General features: G+C 58.3%; 17 protein-coding genes. 14 read left to right on the forward strand and 3 right to left on the reverse strand.

What is annotated here, in order from left to right:
- Positions 1-21 precede the first annotated feature (21 nt).
- The 11 genes from KO492_RS10140 (at position 22) to KO492_RS10190 (ending at position 12,742) form a co-directional block, all read left to right on the forward strand.
- Positions 22-2,442, forward strand: a complete 2,421-nt coding sequence (locus KO492_RS10140) for a circularly permuted type 2 ATP-grasp protein (protein ID WP_216044843.1) — start codon at positions 22-24, stop codon at positions 2,440-2,442.
- Between the two features lie 3 nt (positions 2,443-2,445).
- Entirely contained in the window at positions 2,446-3,336 is an 891-nt protein-coding gene (locus KO492_RS10145) for a transglutaminase family protein (RefSeq protein WP_216044844.1), read from the forward strand.
- A gap of 206 nt (positions 3,337-3,542) precedes the next feature.
- Positions 3,543-4,718, forward strand: a complete 1,176-nt coding sequence (locus KO492_RS10150) for an efflux RND transporter periplasmic adaptor subunit (protein WP_216044845.1) — start codon at positions 3,543-3,545, stop codon at positions 4,716-4,718.
- A 1-nt stretch (position 4,719) separates the two neighbouring features.
- Positions 4,720-6,666: a MacB family efflux pump subunit gene (locus KO492_RS10155; RefSeq protein WP_216044846.1), complete on the forward strand. Its 1,947-nt coding sequence runs from the start codon at positions 4,720-4,722 to the stop codon at positions 6,664-6,666.
- Positions 6,667-6,762: 96 nt separating this feature from the next.
- On the forward strand, positions 6,763-7,443 hold the full coding sequence (locus KO492_RS10160) for a MotA/TolQ/ExbB proton channel family protein (RefSeq protein WP_216044847.1): 681 nt from the start codon (positions 6,763-6,765) through the stop codon (positions 7,441-7,443).
- Positions 7,444-7,446: 3 nt separating this feature from the next.
- Positions 7,447-7,824, forward strand: a complete 378-nt coding sequence (locus KO492_RS10165) for an ExbD/TolR family protein (RefSeq protein WP_216044848.1) — start codon at positions 7,447-7,449, stop codon at positions 7,822-7,824.
- A 5-nt stretch (positions 7,825-7,829) separates the two neighbouring features.
- Positions 7,830-8,261: an ExbD/TolR family protein gene (locus tag KO492_RS10170; protein WP_216044849.1), complete on the forward strand. Its 432-nt coding sequence runs from the start codon at positions 7,830-7,832 to the stop codon at positions 8,259-8,261.
- Positions 8,258-9,094, forward strand: coding sequence for an energy transducer TonB family protein (locus tag KO492_RS10175; protein WP_216044850.1), 837 nt, complete (start codon positions 8,258-8,260; stop codon positions 9,092-9,094). The genes KO492_RS10170 and KO492_RS10175 overlap by 4 nt, the downstream gene beginning before the upstream one ends.
- 109 nt (positions 9,095-9,203) lie before the next feature.
- Positions 9,204-10,097: an NAD-dependent epimerase/dehydratase family protein gene (locus tag KO492_RS10180; protein ID WP_216044851.1), complete on the forward strand. Its 894-nt coding sequence runs from the start codon at positions 9,204-9,206 to the stop codon at positions 10,095-10,097.
- Positions 10,094-10,711 (forward strand): sugar transferase, encoded by a 618-nt coding sequence (locus KO492_RS10185; protein WP_216044852.1) that lies wholly within the window; start codon positions 10,094-10,096, stop codon positions 10,709-10,711. The genes KO492_RS10180 and KO492_RS10185 overlap by 4 nt, the downstream gene beginning before the upstream one ends.
- A gap of 132 nt (positions 10,712-10,843) precedes the next feature.
- Positions 10,844-12,742, forward strand: coding sequence for a polysaccharide biosynthesis protein (locus KO492_RS10190; RefSeq protein ID WP_252735475.1), 1,899 nt, complete (start codon positions 10,844-10,846; stop codon positions 12,740-12,742).
- A 70-nt stretch (positions 12,743-12,812) separates the two neighbouring features.
- Here KO492_RS10190 and KO492_RS10195 read toward each other — a convergent pair whose 3' ends face one another.
- On the reverse strand, positions 12,813-14,213 hold the full coding sequence (locus KO492_RS10195; RefSeq protein ID WP_216044853.1) for a calcium-binding protein: 1,401 nt from the start codon (positions 14,211-14,213) through the stop codon (positions 12,813-12,815).
- Between the two features lie 169 nt (positions 14,214-14,382).
- Between KO492_RS10195 and KO492_RS10200 the strand changes: the two genes are divergently transcribed.
- Together KO492_RS10200 and rpsO are read left to right on the forward strand one after the other, a co-directional pair.
- On the forward strand, positions 14,383-14,679 hold the full coding sequence (locus KO492_RS10200; protein WP_216044854.1) for a DUF5665 domain-containing protein: 297 nt from the start codon (positions 14,383-14,385) through the stop codon (positions 14,677-14,679).
- A 141-nt stretch (positions 14,680-14,820) separates the two neighbouring features.
- Entirely contained in the window at positions 14,821-15,090 is a 270-nt protein-coding gene (rpsO, locus tag KO492_RS10205) for a 30S ribosomal protein S15 (protein ID WP_066604314.1), read from the forward strand.
- Between the two features lie 89 nt (positions 15,091-15,179).
- On the opposite strand, the gene KO492_RS10210 is transcribed toward rpsO, so the two are convergent.
- Entirely contained in the window at positions 15,180-15,932 is a 753-nt protein-coding gene (locus KO492_RS10210; protein ID WP_303578329.1) for an SGNH/GDSL hydrolase family protein, read from the reverse strand.
- A 297-nt stretch (positions 15,933-16,229) separates the two neighbouring features.
- Here KO492_RS10210 and pnp point away from each other — a divergent pair, with 297 nt between their 5' ends.
- Entirely contained in the window at positions 16,230-18,362 is a 2,133-nt protein-coding gene (pnp, locus tag KO492_RS10215) for a polyribonucleotide nucleotidyltransferase (protein WP_216044855.1), read from the forward strand.
- A gap of 103 nt (positions 18,363-18,465) precedes the next feature.
- Here the strand turns inward: pnp and KO492_RS10220 are convergent, their stop codons facing one another.
- Positions 18,466-19,359: a glycosyltransferase family 92 protein gene (locus tag KO492_RS10220; RefSeq protein ID WP_216044856.1), complete on the reverse strand. Its 894-nt coding sequence runs from the start codon at positions 19,357-19,359 to the stop codon at positions 18,466-18,468.
- Between the last annotated feature and the right edge of the window lie 40 nt (positions 19,360-19,399).

Below are 19,399 nucleotides of genomic sequence, written 5' to 3' on the forward strand. Positions count from 1 at the left end.
CCATGAGAGACGACACAAACAATGTCGCAGCGCCTTCCCACGGGCTCCGCCACACCCGATCTCTTTGCCGCATACAGGCAAACTCCGGATGTGGCCGACGAGCTTTTCGACGCCACGGGCCGGATGCGGCCTGTCTGGCGGCGTTTTGTGGACCGTTTCACGCGGCTCACGCCGGAAGAAATCCACACCCGTTTCGAGCGCGGTGACCAATACCTCCGCGATGCGGGGGTGTTCTACCGGCAGTATTCCAACGATCCGCTCACCGAACGCGCGTGGCCCTTGAGCCATATTCCCGTGATCCTGCACGAGCAGGAATGGGATCACATCTGCGCAGGGCTGGCACAACGTGCCGATCTTCTGGAACAGGTCATGGCCGATCTCTACGGTCCGGCGCGTCTGGTGACCGAAGGACATCTGCCCGCCGATCTCATCGCACGTTCGCCGCAATGGCTGCGTCCGATGGTGGGGGTCAAGCCCGTTGGCGGCCATTATCTGCATTTTCTGGCCTTTGAAATCGGGCGCTCTCCCGATGGCTCGTGGTTTGTTCTGGGCGACCGGACACAAGCCCCCTCCGGCGCGGGATTTGCGCTTGAAAACCGCATGGCAACGGGGCGGATTTTTCCGGAGCGTTTCCCGCGCGCGCATATCCACAAGCTCGCCGGTTTCTTCGGGGCCTTTCGTGACGCGATGGAGGATCTGGCCTCTGCCTCCTCCAAACGTCCCCGCGTGACGGGGATCATGACGCCCGGCCCGTCGAACGACACCTATTACGAACACACCTATATCGCACGTTACCTCGGGATGATGTTGCTCGAAGGCGAGGATATTGTCGTCGAGAACGGCGAGGCGATGGTGCGCACCATTGAAGGGCTACAACCGCTCGGCCTGTTGTGGCGTCGGATTGACGCGAGCTTTGCCGATCCGCTGGAATTTGATGCCCGCTCACAGATCGGCACCCCCGGTCTGATGGAGGCCGTGCGCACGGGGCATCTGGCGATGGCCAATGCCTTGGGCTCCGGTGTGCTGGAAATGCGGGCGATGATGGCGTTTCTGCCACGGATCAGCAAGGTGCTGACTGGTGCACCGCTTGATTTGCCCAATATCGCGACATGGTGGTGCGGAGGGCGCGCCGAACGTGCCTATGTGCGCGACAATGCCCAGAACATGCTGATCAGCCCTGCCGATGCGGTGGACCTGCCTTTCGATCTGGATGCGACCACCGCGCTTGGCGGAGAGTTTCGCGGCGCGCCCAAAGGGTCGATTGCCGAATGGCTCGACAGCGAAGGGGACAATCTCGTCGGGCAAGAGGCCGTGACCCTGTCCACCACGCCAAGCTGGGACGAGAGCGCCGAAGGCGGTGCGGTGGTGCCGCGCCCGATGACGGTTCGGGTGTTTGCCGCCCGCACGGCAAGCGGCTGGCAGTTCATGAAGGGCGGCTATGCCCGCATCGGACGCTCCGGCGATGCAACCGCACTGGCGATGCAGCGCGGCGGATCGGTGGCCGATGTCTGGGTCGTCTCGGACCGGCCCCTCCCCAAAACCGGACAGCAACTGCCGGATGAAGGGGATTTTCTACGCTCCAGTCCGGGGTGGTTGCCAGCACGAGCTGCGGACAATCTTTTCTGGCTGGGCCGTTATCTGGAACGGTTCGAGGATGCCGCGCGTCTGGTGCGGGCCTACCATCTGCGCTTGGCGGCAACAGACAACCGCAACGATCCACGGCTCAAATCGCTGCATCTCTATCTCGCGGGATACGGGGTCGATCTGGACCAGACCCTGCCCGAGGCGCTGATTGCCCGCGTGATTTCCGCGCGTGCCTGTGCGACCAAGGTGCGGGACCGGTTCTCCTCCGACGGGCTGGCCGCGCTCAACGACCTTTTGAAGACCGCGTCGCGCATGACCGCAACCGTTCAACCCGGCGATGATTGTGCGCGGGCCATGTCGGTTCTGATCCGCAAGATCGCGGGGATCACGGGGCTTGTGCATGAGAATATGTATCGCTCTGCGGGCTGGCGGTTCTTGAGCTTTGGCCGCGCGTTGGAACGCGCCGACGCGATGGCCGCCCTTCTTGCGCAATTCGCAGACGCGCAGGCACCGGAAGGCTCGCTCGATCTGGCGGTGGAAGTCGGCGACTCTGTGATCACCCACCAAAGGCGTTATCGGGTCGAAACCAGCCGCAACGCGGTGATCGACCTCATGGCGCTTGATGCAGACAACCCGCGGGCCATCCTGTTCCTGATCCGCGCCATGCGCATCCATGCGCAGGCCCTGCCCCGCGCCAGCCTGAATGGCCGTCCGTCCGAACTTTTGCGAACGATCCTGCCATTGGAAGCCCGTCTGGCCTGTGCGCATCCGGGCGAAATCACCTCCGACGATTTGCAGGGTATACGCGCCGAACTGGCGGATGTGTCCGATCTGCTCTCTTCGATATATCTGAGGTGAGCCATGCTGTATGACCTGAGCCTGACCATTGATTACAGCTATGACGCCGCCTCCGACCGGACGCGGAACATTCTGCGTCTGCTGCCTTCGGACATGACCGGCGTGCAGAAAGTGCGTCAGAGGCTTTTGACCGTCAGCCCCCTGCCGGACGAACGCCGTGACGGGACGGATTTTTTCGGCAACGAAGTCAGCATGGTCGCATGGCATCACCCGATTGACGCGCTGAGCCTGCAGTTGACAGCACAGATCGAGCGGTTCGAACCGGCGCCCCTGTTGGACCTGTCGGCTCCTCTCAAAGACCTCTACCGAGAAGTGATCGCGCAGAAATCCCTTGCCCCCGCCGCTCCGCATCATTTCCTCGCCAGCTCTCCGCGCGTACCTATTTTGCCGCAGATCACGGCCTATGGTCGGGAGTGTCTGACACCCGACATGACGGCCCTGAAAGCGGTCGAAGCGGTGGGACAGGCGTTACACCGCGACATGCGGTTCGATCCCGAAGCGACCGATGTCGACACCTCGCCCGAAGACGCTTTCGAGAACCGCCACGGTGTATGTCAGGACTTTGCCCATGTGATGATCGCCGCGCTGCGCGGGGTCGGGATTCCGGCGGGCTATGTGTCGGGCTTCCTGCGCACCTTTCCGCCACCGGGCCAGCCGCGCCTGGAGGGTGCGGATGCGATGCATGCCTGGGTGCGGGCATGGGTCGGTAAGGAACATGGCTGGATCGAATTCGACCCGACGAATGACCAGTTTGCCGGAACGGATTACATCACCATCGGCTATGGCCGCGATTATGGCGATGTGGCACCCGTGAAAGGCGCGGTCCGTTCGGCAGGCGGGCACCGGACCCAGCAGGCCGTGGACGTTATCCCCTATGACGGCCCCCCGTCCTGACCAACGAGTCCATGCCGGACAAAATACCTTCACCTTGACCTATGCCAAAGCGGGGCACGCGCCCGACTGCTAGCCGGAGACAAGCACCGTCTGCGGCCCCCCCCCTGTCCTTCCGGCCCCGCTTCGCGACGGAAACCCGACCTGCGGTCGTATCACAGGTATAAACTCCGACTTGATGGCCCTTGTGGGCCCCTGAAAGGTCTCGCATGAAAACGCTGTTTCGTCTGGTCATTGTCGCTCTTGTTCTTCTGGCCGGATATTTCGGCTGGACGCAGTATCGTGGGGAGGGGGATGTTGTCGTGCCCCAGACCGCAACGGTCACGCGCGGCACGGTGCAGGAAACCGTGCTGGCCTCGGGTGTGATCGAAGCCAGTCAACTGGTCAGCGTCGGCGCGCGCACCTCCGGCCAGATCGAGGCGCTTGTCGTCTCGTTGGGGGACGAAGTGGCGACGGGTGACCTGATTGCGCAGATTGACGACGAAGACCAACAAAACGATCTTTTGCAGGCCAAAGCCGATCTCGCCAATATCGAGGCACAGATCGCAGCGAAAAGGGCCAATATCAAACAGGCGGAACTGACGCTGGCGCGGGAAAACAGCCTGCACGCCCAGAATTACGCCTCTCAGGAAGACGTCGAAGCCGCCGAAGCCGCACTTGAAGTCTATCAGGCCGAACTCGACGCGCTGAATGCCCAGAAAGCCAGTGCCGATGTAACGGTCTCCACCGCGCAGATCGCCTTGAACCGGACACAGATCACAGCCCCTATGGCGGGCACGGTTGTGGCCGTGGTCGTGGACGAGGGCCAGACGGTGAACGCGAGCACCGATACGCCGACCATTGTCAAACTGGCCAATCTCGACAAGATGATCGTGAAAGCCGAAATTTCCGAAGCCGATGTGGTGCATGTCGCCGCAGGGCAAAAGGTGAGTTTTACCATTCTGGGCGAACCGGACGCTCCGTTCGAGGCCATCGTGCGTGATGTAGAGCCCGCTCCCTCCGAAATCGAAGACAGCGACACCATCGATACCGATGAGGCCATCTATTACAATGGCCGGCTCGAAGTGGACAATCCGGACCACAAGCTGCGCATCGGCATGACCACAGAGGTCTCCATCGTTCTGGATGAAGCGGTGGATGTGTTGACGGTTCCCTCTTCGGCACTCAACAGCACGCCCGACGGTCGCTATATCGTCGAGATTTACGACGCCGAGACCGGTGAGGTCCGTCCGCAGCCGGTGGAAGTCGGCCTGAACAACAAGGTGACAGCCGAGATCAAGTCCGGTCTGGAAGAAGGCGATGTTGTGGTCACAGGCGGGGCGGTCATGTCCGCGCCAACCTCCTCCAGCGGTGGCCGGATGGGCCCTCCTCCGGGGATGTTCTAAAATGACCGAACCACTTATTTCCGCACGCGGCATCAGCCGTTCGTTTCAGGCGGGGGATGAAACCATCACCGTTCTGCGCGATGTCGACATCGACATCTATCCCGGTGAAATGGTGGCGATCATTGGCACTTCGGGGTCCGGCAAATCCACACTGATGAATATTCTCGGCTGTCTGGACCGCGCCAGCGAAGGAACCTACCGTTTCGACGGCAAGGACGTGCGCGATCTGGAACCCGATGAACTGGCGCAGCTTCGGCGCGAACATTTCGGCTTTATCTTCCAACGCTATCAGCTTTTGCCCGATCTGGATGCGGTGGGGAATGTCGAAGTGCCCGCCATCTACGCCGGAGCCGGTCGCAGCGCGCGCCGCGAACATGCCCGCGCGCTTTTGGAGCAACTCGGGCTGGACACACGTCTTGACCACCGGCCTTCCGAATTGTCGGGCGGGCAGCAGCAGCGGGTCTCCGTTGCCCGCGCCCTGATGAATGGCGGCGAAGTGATCCTCGCGGATGAGCCCACCGGTGCGCTCGACACCAAAAGCGGCGATGATCTGATCCAGCTTCTGCTGGACCTCAATGCCAAGGGGCACACGATTGTCATGGTGACCCATGACCCGAACGTGGCCGAACACGCGCACCGTATTGTCGAAATCAGCGACGGTCGAATCGTGTCGGATACCCGCAAAGAAACAAGCCAGCCCGCCAAGGCCCAGTGGACACGCCCAACCGCGAAACCTGCGGGCATAGGGGCCGGAATGCGCCGCCTCATGGAAGCGTTCAACATCTCGCTCAAGGCCATGCTGGCCCATCGCACACGGTCTTTCCTGACCATGCTGGGGATCATCATCGGGATTGCCTCTGTGGTTCTTGTGGTTGCGCTCGGCAACGGGTCTCAGGAGAAGGTGCTGGAGAACATCAGTTCGCTGGGCACCAACACCATCACCGTGCGGGCAGGTTCCGGCTTTGGCGCACGCGACCAGAACCGGATCGAAACGCTCGTGCCCTCGGATGCCGATGCGCTCGCGCTTCTGGATCTGGCCGATAGCGTATCGCCTGCCGTCTCCTCGTCCTCCACGGTGCGCTACCGCAACACGGAGGCCACCGCCTCGATCAACGGTGTGACCGGCGACTATTTTCAGGTGCACGCCTATGAAACTGTCACGGGCGCAGCCTTCACCGAAGACGATGTGGACAGCTACGCACAGGTCGCCGTCATTGACGAAGATACACAGGAGACGTTCTTCGATGACGGGGTTGATCCTTTGGGAGAGGTCATTCTCATAGGCCATGTGCCCGTGCGCGTCATTGGCGTCGTGCGATCCACAGGGGCCAGTTTCGGACCGTCCTCGCTCAACGTCTGGGTGCCCTACACGACCTCCATGGCGCGGATTTCCGGTCAGGACAATCTCGACAGCATCGGGGTGCGTGTGACGGATGATTACGATATGACACAGGCCGAGACCGAAATTTCCGCACTGCTGACCTCACGCCACGGCACCACGGATTTCTTTCTGTCCAATACCGATACGATCCGCGAAACCATCACCTCGACCACAGAGACGCTCACCTATCTGGTGGCGATGATTGCGGTGATTTCGCTTGTCGTGGGGGGCATTGGCGTGATGAATATCATGCTGGTCTCTGTCACCGAACGCACAAAAGAGATCGGGGTGCGCATCGCCATCGGGGCGCGACGCTCCGATATTGTCAGCCAGTTCCTCATCGAAGCGGTGATGGTCTGTCTCGTCGGTGGTGTATTGGGCATCCTCGGCGCACTGGCTGGCGGCTATCTCATCGAGGAGTTTGCCAGCTCTGTCCGGTTGAGCTTTTCGACAACAGCGATTGTCGTGGCATTCCTGTCTTCGACCCTCATCGGGATCACATTCGGTTACCTACCTGCACGCAATGCCGCACGTCTCGATCCGGTTGTGGCACTGAGCCGCGAGTGACGCGCAGTTCTTGACTAAAAAACTAGGATAACCTATCCCGTGCAAAAGGCCAGCAGTAGGGCTGCCAGCTGATTCAAAAGACACGGGACCTGGCTCATGAATTATGCGGATGTTTTCACCTCCCTTCTCGACTTCCTGCTGAAAGGCGGGCCGTCGATCTGGGCCATTGCGGCGCTATCCGTGATCACTCTGGCGCTCATTTTCTGGAAAATCTGGGATCTGGCCTATCTCGGCGCGTGGCGCAGCGGTTCTCACGGAGAAAAATCCCTCGCACTTTGGGCGACAGGCGACACCAAAGGCGCCCGCGCATTGCTTGCAAACCGGCGTGGTTTGCGCTCGCGCTTTTTGCGCTCGGCCTATGCCGCCCATGAGAATCCCATGTTCGACGACGAAGCCGCACAGGCCGAGACCACCCGCATCGCCAAGAAAGATCTGGAACGCACACGCAAAGGGCTGCGCTCACTTGAACTGATCGCGACGATTGCCCCGCTTTTGGGTCTTTTGGGCACCGTGCTTGGTATGATCACCGCCTTCCAGACCCTTCAGGAAGCCGGTGCCAAAGCCGACCCTGCCATGCTTGCCGGCGGGATTTGGGAAGCCCTTCTGACCACTGCCGCAGGTATGGCCGTGGCGATCCCCGCCTCTATTGCCTTTACAGGGTTCGAAGCCGTGGCCGACCGTTTACGTCACGAGTTGGAAGACATGGCCACCCGTGTGTTCCTGCGCAGCCGTGACAAAGACCGCACCGCCTTGAGCATCGCACAAGCGGCGGAGTAACCGATGGATTTCGGCGCACCCCGGCGCAAACACCGCATGTCGCTCACCCCGATGATCGACGTGGTGTTTCTGCTCTTGGTCTTTTTCATGCTGGCCTCACAATTCGGCAGCCCCGCGCAGCTCCCGCTGACCTTGGGCGGAGGCGCGTCGAGCACTTACACCGGCCCTGCACGGCTGATCCGTATCGGTGAGGATGGCTTGCAACTCAACGGGTCCCCGCGCACCGAGGCGGAGATCATCGCCGCCCTGCCCGATTTGACCGAAACGCCCGAAGACATGATCATTCTGCGCGCCGAAGAAGACGTGCCGCTCCAGCAGGTGATCGAGACGATGGAATGGCTCGGCTCCGAGGGCTACAGCAATCTCGTTCTGGTGGAGTGAGCAAAATGGATTTCTCCGACGCCCCCCGCAAGACCCCCACCGAGAGCGTTGTTCCCATGATCAACGTGGTCTTTCTGTTGCTGATCTTCTTCCTGATGACGGCCCAGATCGCGCCGCCGGAACCGATTGATGTCGAATTGCCCGACGTAGGGATCGAGACCGAAGTGGCCGCCCCCTTTCAGCTTTTCCTCGGAAGCGATGGCACTTTGGCCTTTCAGGAGGCCAAAGGCACCGATGAGGCGCTACGTGCTCTGGAAGTCGAGCGGGTGAGGGCATGTGCCGATGGCGGCTGCGAAGGGCTTGAAGTCCCCTCTATCGCCCTCCACGCGGACCGGAACGTGCCCGCCTCCGAAGTTGCGGCACTCCTGCCAAAACTGACCGCGTTGGGCTTTTCTCAGGTCGAACTGGTCACCAGTCAAAACGGGGGCGCCCCATGAAGCGCATCCTCACAGCCGCCCTCTTTTTGTCTCTGGCTGTCTTTGTCCATTTTGCAGCGGCTGCAATCAGTATGCTGGACACGTCCGAAGGGGCCGAGTCATCGGGCGCGGGCGGGGATGTACATTTGACGCTTCAGGCCTCCGATCTGGCATTAGCCGCTATGGTTGAGAAGTGGGAAACCCCCGTCGAGCAACCGCTTGATGCGCTGGACACGCCCCAACCACCGACCCCCACCACACCGGCCGAACCGCTTTTGGTGCAGCCCGAAATCGACCTTGCGCCAACCGCGAAGCCTTTGCCCCTGCCCGTGCAACCGACTGAAAAGGCGGAGACTTTCGAGGCTCCAAAGCCTCCGACAACACCGCCGCCTCCCAAACCGCCCGCGCCTCCAAAAAAGGTCGAACAGCCCAAGGCCCAGCCAGCCCCCAAGACACAGCAAGCGCGTGCAGGCAGCGACCACAGCAGTCAGGCCACCCGTGCCGCAGGGAGCGGTGGTGGCGCACAAGCGGGTCAAGCCCGCGCTTCGCAAGCCGCAGGTTTAACCAAAGCCGCCCGCCAATCGGCATTGAGCAAATGGCAATCCGTCATCCGTTCCCGCATCGAGCGTCGCAAACGCGCCCCACGCGGGGCGGGTGAGGGCACTGTGACCCTGCTGATCACCGTGGCCAACAGTGGCGCATTGCAGGGTGTCAGCGTGTCGAGAAGCTCAGGCATTTCCGCGCTGGACAATGCCGCCGTGGCAGCCGTGCGCAGCGCCCGTTTTCCGGCGGCCCCTGCGGAGTTGAGGGATCCGGTGTTCCGTTTCCAACTGCCGATGCGGTTTGACTATTGAACTCTTTCGCGGGCTTTATTCTCTCGAATTGACCCGCGAAAGATCAGAATTCAGGTTTTATTAACCTATTTCCCTTAGCATAGGGCCTCCCATCACACGGAGCGCCCTCATGCCTCGCCCTCATATCGCCTTTCTCGGTGCATCCGGCCGCATTGGCCGCTTGTTGCGCAAGGCGGAGCGCATTGATGGTGATGCCAACGCGCAGATCATATGGCAGTTTCGAGGCCATCTGCCCGATGGCACAAAGGGCTTTCTCTGGTCGGATTTTACCGATCCGCGGCCCCTCATTGCTGCGCAAAACAAAACGCCATTCGCGGCAATTCTCGTCTTTACCGGCCCCTCACAACCGGCACGCAAAGATGACGCTGAGGTCATGCAGGCGCATGTCTCCTTGGTGGATCAGGCCATCACCGCCGCAGCGCTGGCAGGCGTTCCCCGCATGCTCGTTGCGTCTTCCTCTGCGGTCTATGGCGCGGGGAAAGGCCGCGCGTTCCGCGAAGAAGATGATCTCGCGCCGATCAATGCCTACGGTGCGGCGAAAGCCGAGATGGAAGACCTGACTGCGCGGCGTGCGTGTGCCGAAGGGCTCGAAATATGCGCCCTGCGCATCGGCAATGTCGCCGGTGCGGATATGTTGTTGGGCAATGCCTCCGCGCGCACCGAAGATGACCCACCGCTTGATCTCGACATCTTCCCCGATGCGGCGGGGCCACGCCGGTCCTATATCGGCCCGCAGACGTTGTTGAAAACGCTTACAGCCTTATCCCTATCGCCGCGCCCCCTGCCCGCACGCCTGAACCTCGCGGCCACAAAGCCCGTCGAAATGAATGCCCTACTCGACGCCGCGCAAATACCCTGGCGCGGGCGACCTCAAAGCGATCTTGCCCATCAGAACATCACCCTCGACTGCTCGGCTTTGGCCGCGCTGTGCACCGGAGTTGATCTTGAAAGCACCGCTCGAAGTATCGTTGCGGAGTGGGCGGCCTGTCTGGAGCAAACATGACTTTGGGAAAACGGCTTTTTGACATCCTGTTTGCCATCGTGCTCGGCGTATTTCTCTTGCCTGTCATGGCTTTACTTGCACTCATCATACTGGTGCGGGACGGGCGTCCTGTATTCTATCTTTCAGAACGCATGCAAACGCCGGATCGGGCCTTTCGTTTGATCAAGTTCCGCACCATGACAGAAATCGTAAACGATCAGGGCGTCTCCGGCGGCGACAAAAGCAACCGGATCACGACCACTGGCGCCATGTTGCGTCGCACGCGGCTGGATGAATTACCGCAGCTTTGGAACATTCTCAAAGGCGACATGTCCTTCGTCGGCCCGCGCCCGCCCCTTCGCCTCTATGTTGAGGACTTTCCGCACACCTATGCCCGCGTGCTGCGCAACCGCCCCGGCGTCACAGGCCTCGCCTCATTGCATTTTCACGAACATGAGGCCCGCCTTCTCGCCTCCTGCCAGACGGCGAAAGAAACCGACCGTGTCTACAGGCGGCGATGTATCCCGAGAAAAGCGCGTCTCGACCTGATCTATCAGAAACACCGAAACATCTGTTTCGACCTTCTTATCCTCTTCAAAACGCTTGCAAGCGTCCTGCGAAAACGTGGAAAATAGCCGTCTCCGGTCGCGCCATTAACCATTTGTAAATGGAAATTTCCTAAAGTGATTGCACGGCCAGCGGAACTTCTGCGCCGATAAAACACTATGGCTTGAAACCTTTGAGGCGCGTGTAACTTGTATAGGAAAATGCTCATCGCCGGCTTGACCTCCTTGCCGAGAAACGTTGTGCGGGCAATCCTACTGGTGACAGACATTGCGGTGCTCGTGATTGCCTTGTCTCTTGGCAATCTCTTCATACATGGCACCGATTTGGGAGGTTGGCCAAGGGTCAACCTTTGGGCTTGTTCAGGCACCCTGCTGCTCGGCGCGGCTCTGATTTTCGGCTTTCGCCTGCATCGCATCAAGCTGGTCACATTCAACGCAAATGATGTCCTGAATATCGCGCGGGCCAATTTTGTGACCGCCGCAGCCTACCTCATGTTCCTCGCCCTTCTCGCGGCGGAACGACCGGTTGCAACAACATTAATCTTCGGCGCAATTTCTCTCGCAGGTATGGTCTCTTCGCGGGCTATCGCCGTGGCACTTCTGAGCCATCTACGCGACCACATGCAGAGGCGCACAAAAGTCGCGATTTTCGGGGCAGGCGCAACCGGTATTCAGCTTGCCGCCGCACTCAACCAGTCCTCAAATACCAGAGTTGTCGCTTTTTTTGACGACAACCCCGCCCTGCACGGCATGGAAATCGGCGGGATTCCGGTATTCCCGTCCAAGAATTTCATGGCGCACATGTTTCATAATTCCATCTCGAAAATGATGATCGCGCTCCCGGACACCGCACAACAGCGACGCGACAGCATTATAAAACAATGTGAATATGCCGATCTGGATGTACAGGCCCTCTCCTCTTTCGCCGACCTACTGGTTGAGCGCGGATCTTCCAAGCTCCGCACGGTTGAGCCTCACGAGGTTCTCAATCGCGACAAGGTTAACCTTGACGCTCCGGAGGTGGCGAAAACCTATGCCGGACGTGTGGTCATGGTCACCGGTGCCGGCGGTTCAATCGGGGCCGAGCTTTGCCGCCAATTGCTCAAGTGTCGGCCCGCAAAAATCATTCTCTTCGAAATTGGGGAATACAACCTTTACAGGATTGAACGGGATCTGCGGGAGCTGGCGCAGCAACATGACATTTGTATCGCTGCGTATCTCGGCTCGGTCACAAATGAAAACCGCCTGCGTCATGTGATCCGCAGAGAAAACGTTGAGATTATTGTCCATGCCGCAGCGTACAAACATGTACCTTTGGTAGAGCACAACGAAGTCGAAGGCGCGCGGAACAATATTCTCGGCACCCGAACACTTGCACATGTCGCTGTTGAGGAAGCGGTCGGACGCTTCATCCTCGTATCGACAGACAAGGCTGTACGCCCCACCAGCATCATGGGGACCACAAAGCGCATAGCAGAACTTCTTGTTCAAGACATTCAAACACGAGCACCGGAAACGACCTTCTCCATTGTGCGTTTCGGCAATGTCCTCGGGTCATCCGGCTCGGTTCTGCCGCTGTTTCAAGCCCAAATCGAATCCGGCGGGCCGGTTACCGTCACCCATCCCGAGGTGCAGCGCTATTTCATGACCGCGACCGAAGCGACCCGGCTTATTTTGCTAGCCGGGGCCTTTGCCAGCGGCGGCGATGTTTTTGTGCTCGACATGGGCAAACCACAAAAAATCATCAATCTCGCGCGCAAGCTCATTCGTCTATCAGGACGTCAGGAGTTTGATCCCAAAACGGGAAAAGGCGATATCGAGATCAAGGTCACGGGACTACGCCCCGGAGAGAAACTTTATGAAGAGCTTTTTATCTCCCCCAAGAACCTGCGTGCGACGCCACATGCAAAGATCTTCCGAGCTGAGGAAGACATTTTAAGTGAGATAGAAATCGCCGGACTAATGCGTGAAATCCAAAACGCCATTGAGAAAGAAGACGCGGGGATGCTGCGTAAACTCTTTGTCACAGAAAGCCAAAAACTGTCCGGCAAACGTACCGCTCAAACAGAGATCATAACCCAAAACGGCACTCACCAGTAAATTGTCCACCCGCAAATTTTCATACACAGAGAACCCTCGATTTCATTGTGAAACCCGTTGCTGGAGCAAATCAAATTATGGGGAAGGTCTCCGAACTGAATTCCACGACAACATCATCCGAAGTGACATTCGGAGCCCCCTGCAACACGGCGACAACATCTCCATTTATGGTCACGTGGCTGGAAAGCCCATCCTCCGTCACATTGACCTCTACATTGGCAGCACTAGCATCTTCATCCCGAGGATCAAAAGTGATCCGCAGCATATCCTCACCTTTGGAAAAGTCGGTGATCACAACCGCATTGCCAACCGGCGTCGCCCCAATGTCGAGCCAGAACCCATCAACTCCGGCCCCGCCAGAGGCCATATCCTGCGTATCCAGCAGAAGCATATCATTCGAAGGACCACCATATAGCAGATCAGCGCCCTCGCCCCCTGCAAGCACATAGGTCGCGTGGACATCATGGCCCGCATAAATCACATCGTCTCCGGCTCCGCCCGATAGAAATACCGTGCCGTCTCCACCATAGATCGTATCATCGCCACCACCCGCATTAACGATTGCCGCATCATCCCCCGCCGCGATGACATCGTCTCCTGCCCCGCCAGTCACGATATTCAGCGCCCCTTCCGTTTCAATCCCAAAGCGGCCATTCTCCAAAGTCAGACGCGCGTCCGTGCCTCCCTGCATCTCGTCATTGGCGAGAACAACAACCTCCCCCTGTTCCGACAACACATATTCGACGACCTCGCCCGTCGAGGCTCCGGTGGCATAAACCTCGGCACCCTCCGGCAATAACACCGCATCATCCTCGCGGCCTACAGGACCGGCCTCGTCAGGTAGATCAGGATCATTGGGGGCCAGCGCCACATCATCTTCCGTGCCCTCCGGTCCGGCCTCGTCCGCAACAGACGGATCATTCGGCGTAATCGGGTCAAAGTCACCCAACTCGCTCAACGCATAAAGGACAGTGCCTCCGCTTTCCGGATCAACCCGTTCGACAGAAATATCACCGGTTGGCAAAACGTCGTGGCCCGGAAATGAGAGAATGGTCTCATCTTGTTCCGTCACATATGACAGGCTTGTCCCGATTGGTTCCGCGTTTTCATCAAGCATTGGCTCAATGGCAAACGCGCCCTCTCCGTCCCCCTCCAGCCTGAAGGTGATATGATCTTCCTCTGCCGTGAAATCAGAAAAGACGGTCTCCCCAGACCCGCGCAACACAAGATAATCATCGCCCGTATCTGCGCCGATTTCGGGTTCAGCAGCCGCGAGGCTATCATCCTCCTCGGGCGTGTCGGCAATGGTTAGTAGATTCTCACCACCGTCTGACATCTCGGAGTTGATGCCCACCTCAAGACCATCCGTGCTCTGCGCTTCATCGTCCGACTCATCCTCAGCCTTCTCACCCAGATCAGCGACCGTCAACGCAGCGGGGACCAATCCTAGCAATGCCAAAGCCCACAACATTTGCCACGCCTCTCACACAATACCCTCATGCGGAATTTAGGTTTCGCCCGTCAAAGCGAAAGAAAATTATAGGGAAAATTTGATCTAACCGGTGGTTAAAGAGGGCTCATTCTCATTTTGAAAAAAATAAGCTACACCAAACACATCAGACATCTGTAAGAGGTCGGGAATGGCAGACGACAAAGTAAACTTATCACAAGATATCAACGGCCTTAGAGACGAACTAGCGCGGTTAAACGGGCACCGGTTCATTCGCGTCTACAATTCCAAATTCCGCATGATGTGGTTTCAGTTTCTAAGAGGGCTCGCGTTCGGCTTTGGCTCTGTCGTTGGTGCCTCGATTGTCGTCTCGATCGTCGGCTTTGTCCTCAACCAGATGGAAGTGGTGCCCATCATCGGTGACTGGGCCAAGCAACTGGCCGGTGAAATCATGACCGAGACCCAGCGCGTGGAAACGGGCCAGTAAAGGAAAAGACTTTCTTTTTTCAGAGAATCCGGCTAAACGCGCGCATTCCTGCACTGAATCTGCGGGACATACTCTCCAAGGGCCCTGCTGGACGACATCCCGGCTTGTGCCATAACTCAATCTTCTCGAAAGGAGACCCCGATGTCGATTACTGCTGAAGAAAAAGCCCGCCTGATCAAGGAATTCGCCACCAAAGAAGGTGACACAGGTTCCCCCGAAGTTCAGGTCGCAATTCTGTCCTCGCGTATTGCCACGCTCACCGAGCACTTCAAAACCCACAAAAAAGACAACCACGGTCGCCGTGGCCTTTTGATGATGGTTGCACAGCGCCGGAAGCTTCTGGACTACGTCAAAGGCAAAGACGAAGCCCGTTACCAGTCCCTCATCGAGCGTCTGGGCCTGCGTCGTTAATCCGACACAGCGCACGTCGAAATTGAAAGGCTCCTCGGATATCCGGGGAGCCTTTTTCGTAGAACCGTTCCGATACCTGCCGAAGGACTTTACCGTGTCTCATCCACCATGCGGATGACTTCCGCCAACTTGTGACCGATCACGCGCGACGCTTTCTTTGACGGATGGATCATGTCCACACCATGAAATGAGCGGTCGCCATCGGGCACCAAATTCGACACATCAAGGAAGTAGACCCCGTCCATAGCCCGCACCATGCGCGCGATCCTAGTCTCGAATTCATCTCCAAGCTCACGACAGGCATCAATCACGGAATCGACGCCCGGAGAGCGCAGATAGCCCAGATAGATGACACGCGCGCCGGTTTCGCGAATCCTCCACACAAGCCGCGGAATTTCGCCGGACTGACCATTGGGCGCGATCATACGCGCCATCTTGCGATCACATTTGCCACAGCCGCAGCCTAGCCAGAGGTCATTGCCGCCCCCGTTTATGACGACCCAATCCGCTTCTTCGCCGCGATACTGTTTCGAGATTTTCATCCCGATCGCGCCCGTCACCGGCAAACCGTAGATGATCCGCGCGCCACCGATTGCCCGATTGTCGACCGGTTCGCCCAGAATTTCGGACATCGCATCCGCGATAGAGCTGTTGGAGATCGCGTGCCACGCCATCATCGAATCTCCAAGCGCCAGAATCCGCGAGGTTTCACTCTCCGGCGCCGCGCGCGCGGACTCGGCCCGCGCCTCGGGCACAGCAAGTCCCGTCATCAAAATACCGACACAAACCACCCCGAAAAGCATGGACATCCGTTTCGGGGTCACAAAATCAAGAAATCGCACAGAATACACCCTCGTCTGTAGCTCAAATTTTCAAAGTCGGCACAGGCCAGAACTGCGTGATGCCAAGAGATCATGTCGAAAATTCGACACGCCGGCAAGAAACGCGCAGATGGGGCCATATTTGCACGAAGTCTTTTACAAAACGCTACTTTTCATGTATGCGCCACATCATCTGAGACGTAACGCAAAAGACCCCGGCGTTGTGAGAGTAAGATATGGGGTCGGCGGCAATGGGGCCGCCACGCAAAACGGGAGACCCGAGAGGGCTCGGGAGTGCTCCCAAACAGGATACGCTGAATGTTCAACGAAGTTAAAAAATCTATCCAGTGGGGCGAAGAAACCCTCACTCTGGAAACGGGCAAGGTTGCCCGTCAGGCTGATGGCACCGTCATCGCCACCCTTGGCGAAACCTCCGTGATGGCCAACGTCACATTTGCCAAGCAACAAAAGCCGGGGCAGGATTTCTTCCCGCTGACCGTGCACTACCAAGAGAAATACTACGCGGCCGGTAAAATCCCGGGCGGCTTCTTCAAACGTGAAGCACGTCCGACGGAAAAAGAGACGCTCACTGCGCGTCTGATCGACCGTCCGATCCGCCCGCTGTTCGTCCCCGGCTTCAAAAACGAAGTTCTGGTGATGTGTACTGTTCTGTCGCACGATCTGGTCAATGACCCGGACATCGTGGCGATGATTGCCGCATCTGCCGCGCTGACCATTTCCGGCGCGCCCTTCATGGGGCCGATCGCCGGCGCCCGCGTTGGTTACGAGGATGGCGAATACATCCTGAACCCGACCGTGGACGACATGCAGGGTCTGCGCAACAATCCGGACCAGCGTCTTGATCTCGTTGTCGCAGGCACCAAAGACGCCGTGATGATGGTCGAATCCGAGGCCTACGAGCTTTCCGAAGACGAAATGCTCGGCGCTGTGACCTTTGCTCACGAGCAAATCCAGCCGGTCATCGACCTGATCATCGATCTGGCCGAAGACGCTGCGAAAGAGCCGTTCGAATTCGAAGCACCGGATTACTCCGAGCTTTACGAAACGGTGAAAGCCGCTGGCGAAACCGCCATGAAAGAAGCCTACGCGATCCTCGACAAACAGGAACGTGTTGCTGCAGTCGCCGCCGCCAAGGAAGCGATCAAAGAAGGTCTCACCGAAGAGCAACTCGAAGACGAGAACCTCGGTGCCGCGCTCAAAAAGCTTGAATCCACCGTGCTTCGCAGCACTGTTGTGAAAGAAGGCAAGCGTATCGACGGTCGTGCTCTGGACGAGGTTCGCCCGATCCAATGCGAAACCGGCTTCCTGCCGCGCACCCATGGCTCCGCGCTTTTCACCCGTGGTGAAACGCAAGGTCTCGTAGTCACCACGCTCGGCACCGGCGACGACGAGCAGATGATCGACGCGCTGCACGGCAACTTCCGCTCCAACTTTCTGCTGCACTACAACTTCCCGCCCTACTCGGTTGGCGAAGTGGGTCGTGTCGGTTCTCCGGGCCGTCGTGAAATCGGTCACGGCAAGCTGGCTTGGCGTGCTCTTCAGGCCGTTCTGCCCGCTGCCACCGACTTCCCCTACACGATCCGTGTGGTCTCCGAGATCACCGAATCCAACGGCTCTTCCTCGATGGCGTCCGTCTGTGGCGGCTCGCTCTCGATGATGGATGCCGGTGTGCCGCTCAAATCGGCTGTGGCCGGTGTTGCAATGGGTCTCGTGCTCGAAGACGATGGCGAATTCGCGATCCTGACCGACATCCTTGGCGACGAAGACCACCTCGGCGACATGGACTTTAAAGTCGCAGGGACCGAAAACGGCATCACATCGCTGCAAATGGACATCAAGGTCGCAGGCATCACGCCCGAGATCATGAAGAAAGCTCTCGCTCAGGCGAAAGCAGGCCGGATGCACATCCTTGGCGAGATGAACAAAGCGCTCTCCGGCGCTGGTGAATTCTCCGCACATGCCCCGCGCATCGAAACCATGCAGATCCCGACGGATAAAATCCGTGAAGTGATCGGCTCGGGTGGTAAGGTGATCCGCGAGATCGTCGAAACCTCCGGCGCGAAAGTGGACATCAACGACGAAGGCATCATCAAGATCGCCTCCGCCAACGGTGAAGCCATCCAGAAAGCTTACGACATGATCCACTCGATCGTGGCAGAGCCGGAAGAAGGCGTGGTCTACAAAGGTAAAGTCGTGAAACTCGTCGATTTCGGCGCTTTCGTGAACTTCTTCGGTAAACGCGACGGCCTCGTGCACGTCTCGCAAATCGAGAACCGCCGCCTGAACCATCCGTCGGATGTCCTCAAAGAAGGTCAGGAAGTCTTCGTGAAATTGCTGGGCTTCGATGACCGTGGCAAGGTACGCCTTGGCATGAAAATGGTCGATCAGGAAACCGGCAAGGAAATCGCTCCGGAGAAAAAAGAGGACTGATCCTCTTCTCCAGTGAAATTGAGAAAGCCCCGCTTCTGGCGGGGCTTTTTGTTGAGTATTAATGGCAGCAAAGGAAACGGATACAGCGTTGCCCGACAAGCGCCTACCGGCTCTCGAACCACCGTTTCGCCACCAGATCCTCGACGCTTTCTGCCTCCGTCTGTTCGACTTTGCGCATCACGCGGCGAAGGTGTGACGCAGCGTTGCGGGTCATGTTAGAGCCGCGTTTGATCTTGGCCTGAAGTTCGCTGTTCGAACGGGTGTAATAGTGATTGAGCTGGATATGATCCGCGGAATAGAACTCCGGTTCTTTTCGGTCCGAGGCAGAGGCTTTCTCCCCCCTGTCATTCACGCTCGCCGTTGAGCCATCCGTTTCAATCGAATGCACCTTGAGCGCCGTAACATGGCACGGATCCACGATCATCTTGAAATTACACATGCCTTTGAGCGAGCTCATCGGGTCCGGATGACGGCGGGTGTAATTCGCGATGATGCCGCCTTCCGGCGGTTCCTCGAAGCCGTTGCGCCCGAACATGTGCCACGGCAGAGAAATATTCACCTCGTTGTCCAGATGGGCCAGACAATCGATCAAAGTCTCGCCCGATTTCGGGACCAGAAATTCGTCAGCATCAATGAAGGTCATCCAGCGGAACTGGTCGCCGAAATTGAGCACGGCATGGGCATAGGCCAGAACCTGATTGTGGATTTCAGCGCCACTGTCCCCGTCGCGGAGCTTCTGGTTCCACGGGATGACGGTGACATTCTGAACGCCCGCCGCCGCCACGATCTGCACCAGAGTGCCATCGGTAGAGCCGTTGTCATAAACATAGAAATGTCGCACACCGGCCTTGAGATGGAACCGCGCCCATTCGCCGATATGGGTTTCCTCATTTTTCACGATGAGAACAATCGCCAAACCTACCCGATCAGGAGAAGGTGCCGGCGGATCAATTGCGATGCGCGAGATGGATTTGGTACGTCGTAAGAAAGATAGCATAAAAAAAACCCCATTCGCGAACATCTTAAAAGAGATCAAT

Source organism: Celeribacter halophilus (assembly GCF_018860305.1).
In the GTDB taxonomy this organism is placed as follows: domain Bacteria; phylum Pseudomonadota; class Alphaproteobacteria; order Rhodobacterales; family Rhodobacteraceae; genus Celeribacter; species Celeribacter halophilus_A.

Coding starts and splice junctions, on each gene's coding strand:
- KO492_RS10140 (WP_216044843.1), top strand. CDS start 22: ATGTCGCAGCGCCTTCCCACGGGCTCCGCCACACCCGATCTCTTTGCC.
- KO492_RS10145 (WP_216044844.1), top strand. CDS start 2,446: ATGCTGTATGACCTGAGCCTGACCATTGATTACAGCTATGACGCCGCC.
- KO492_RS10150 (WP_216044845.1), top strand. CDS start 3,543: ATGAAAACGCTGTTTCGTCTGGTCATTGTCGCTCTTGTTCTTCTGGCC.
- KO492_RS10155 (WP_216044846.1), top strand. CDS start 4,720: ATGACCGAACCACTTATTTCCGCACGCGGCATCAGCCGTTCGTTTCAG.
- KO492_RS10160 (WP_216044847.1), top strand. CDS start 6,763: ATGAATTATGCGGATGTTTTCACCTCCCTTCTCGACTTCCTGCTGAAA.
- KO492_RS10165 (WP_216044848.1), top strand. CDS start 7,447: ATGGATTTCGGCGCACCCCGGCGCAAACACCGCATGTCGCTCACCCCG.
- KO492_RS10170 (WP_216044849.1), top strand. CDS start 7,830: ATGGATTTCTCCGACGCCCCCCGCAAGACCCCCACCGAGAGCGTTGTT.
- KO492_RS10175 (WP_216044850.1), top strand. CDS start 8,258: ATGAAGCGCATCCTCACAGCCGCCCTCTTTTTGTCTCTGGCTGTCTTT.
- KO492_RS10180 (WP_216044851.1), top strand. CDS start 9,204: ATGCCTCGCCCTCATATCGCCTTTCTCGGTGCATCCGGCCGCATTGGC.
- KO492_RS10185 (WP_216044852.1), top strand. CDS start 10,094: ATGACTTTGGGAAAACGGCTTTTTGACATCCTGTTTGCCATCGTGCTC.
- KO492_RS10190 (WP_252735475.1), top strand. CDS start 10,844: ATGCTCATCGCCGGCTTGACCTCCTTGCCGAGAAACGTTGTGCGGGCA.
- KO492_RS10195 (WP_216044853.1), bottom strand. CDS start 14,213: ATGTTGTGGGCTTTGGCATTGCTAGGATTGGTCCCCGCTGCGTTGACG.
- KO492_RS10200 (WP_216044854.1), top strand. CDS start 14,383: ATGGCAGACGACAAAGTAAACTTATCACAAGATATCAACGGCCTTAGA.
- rpsO (WP_066604314.1), top strand. CDS start 14,821: ATGTCGATTACTGCTGAAGAAAAAGCCCGCCTGATCAAGGAATTCGCC.
- pnp (WP_216044855.1), top strand. CDS start 16,230: ATGTTCAACGAAGTTAAAAAATCTATCCAGTGGGGCGAAGAAACCCTC.
- KO492_RS10220 (WP_216044856.1), bottom strand. CDS start 19,359: ATGCTATCTTTCTTACGACGTACCAAATCCATCTCGCGCATCGCAATT.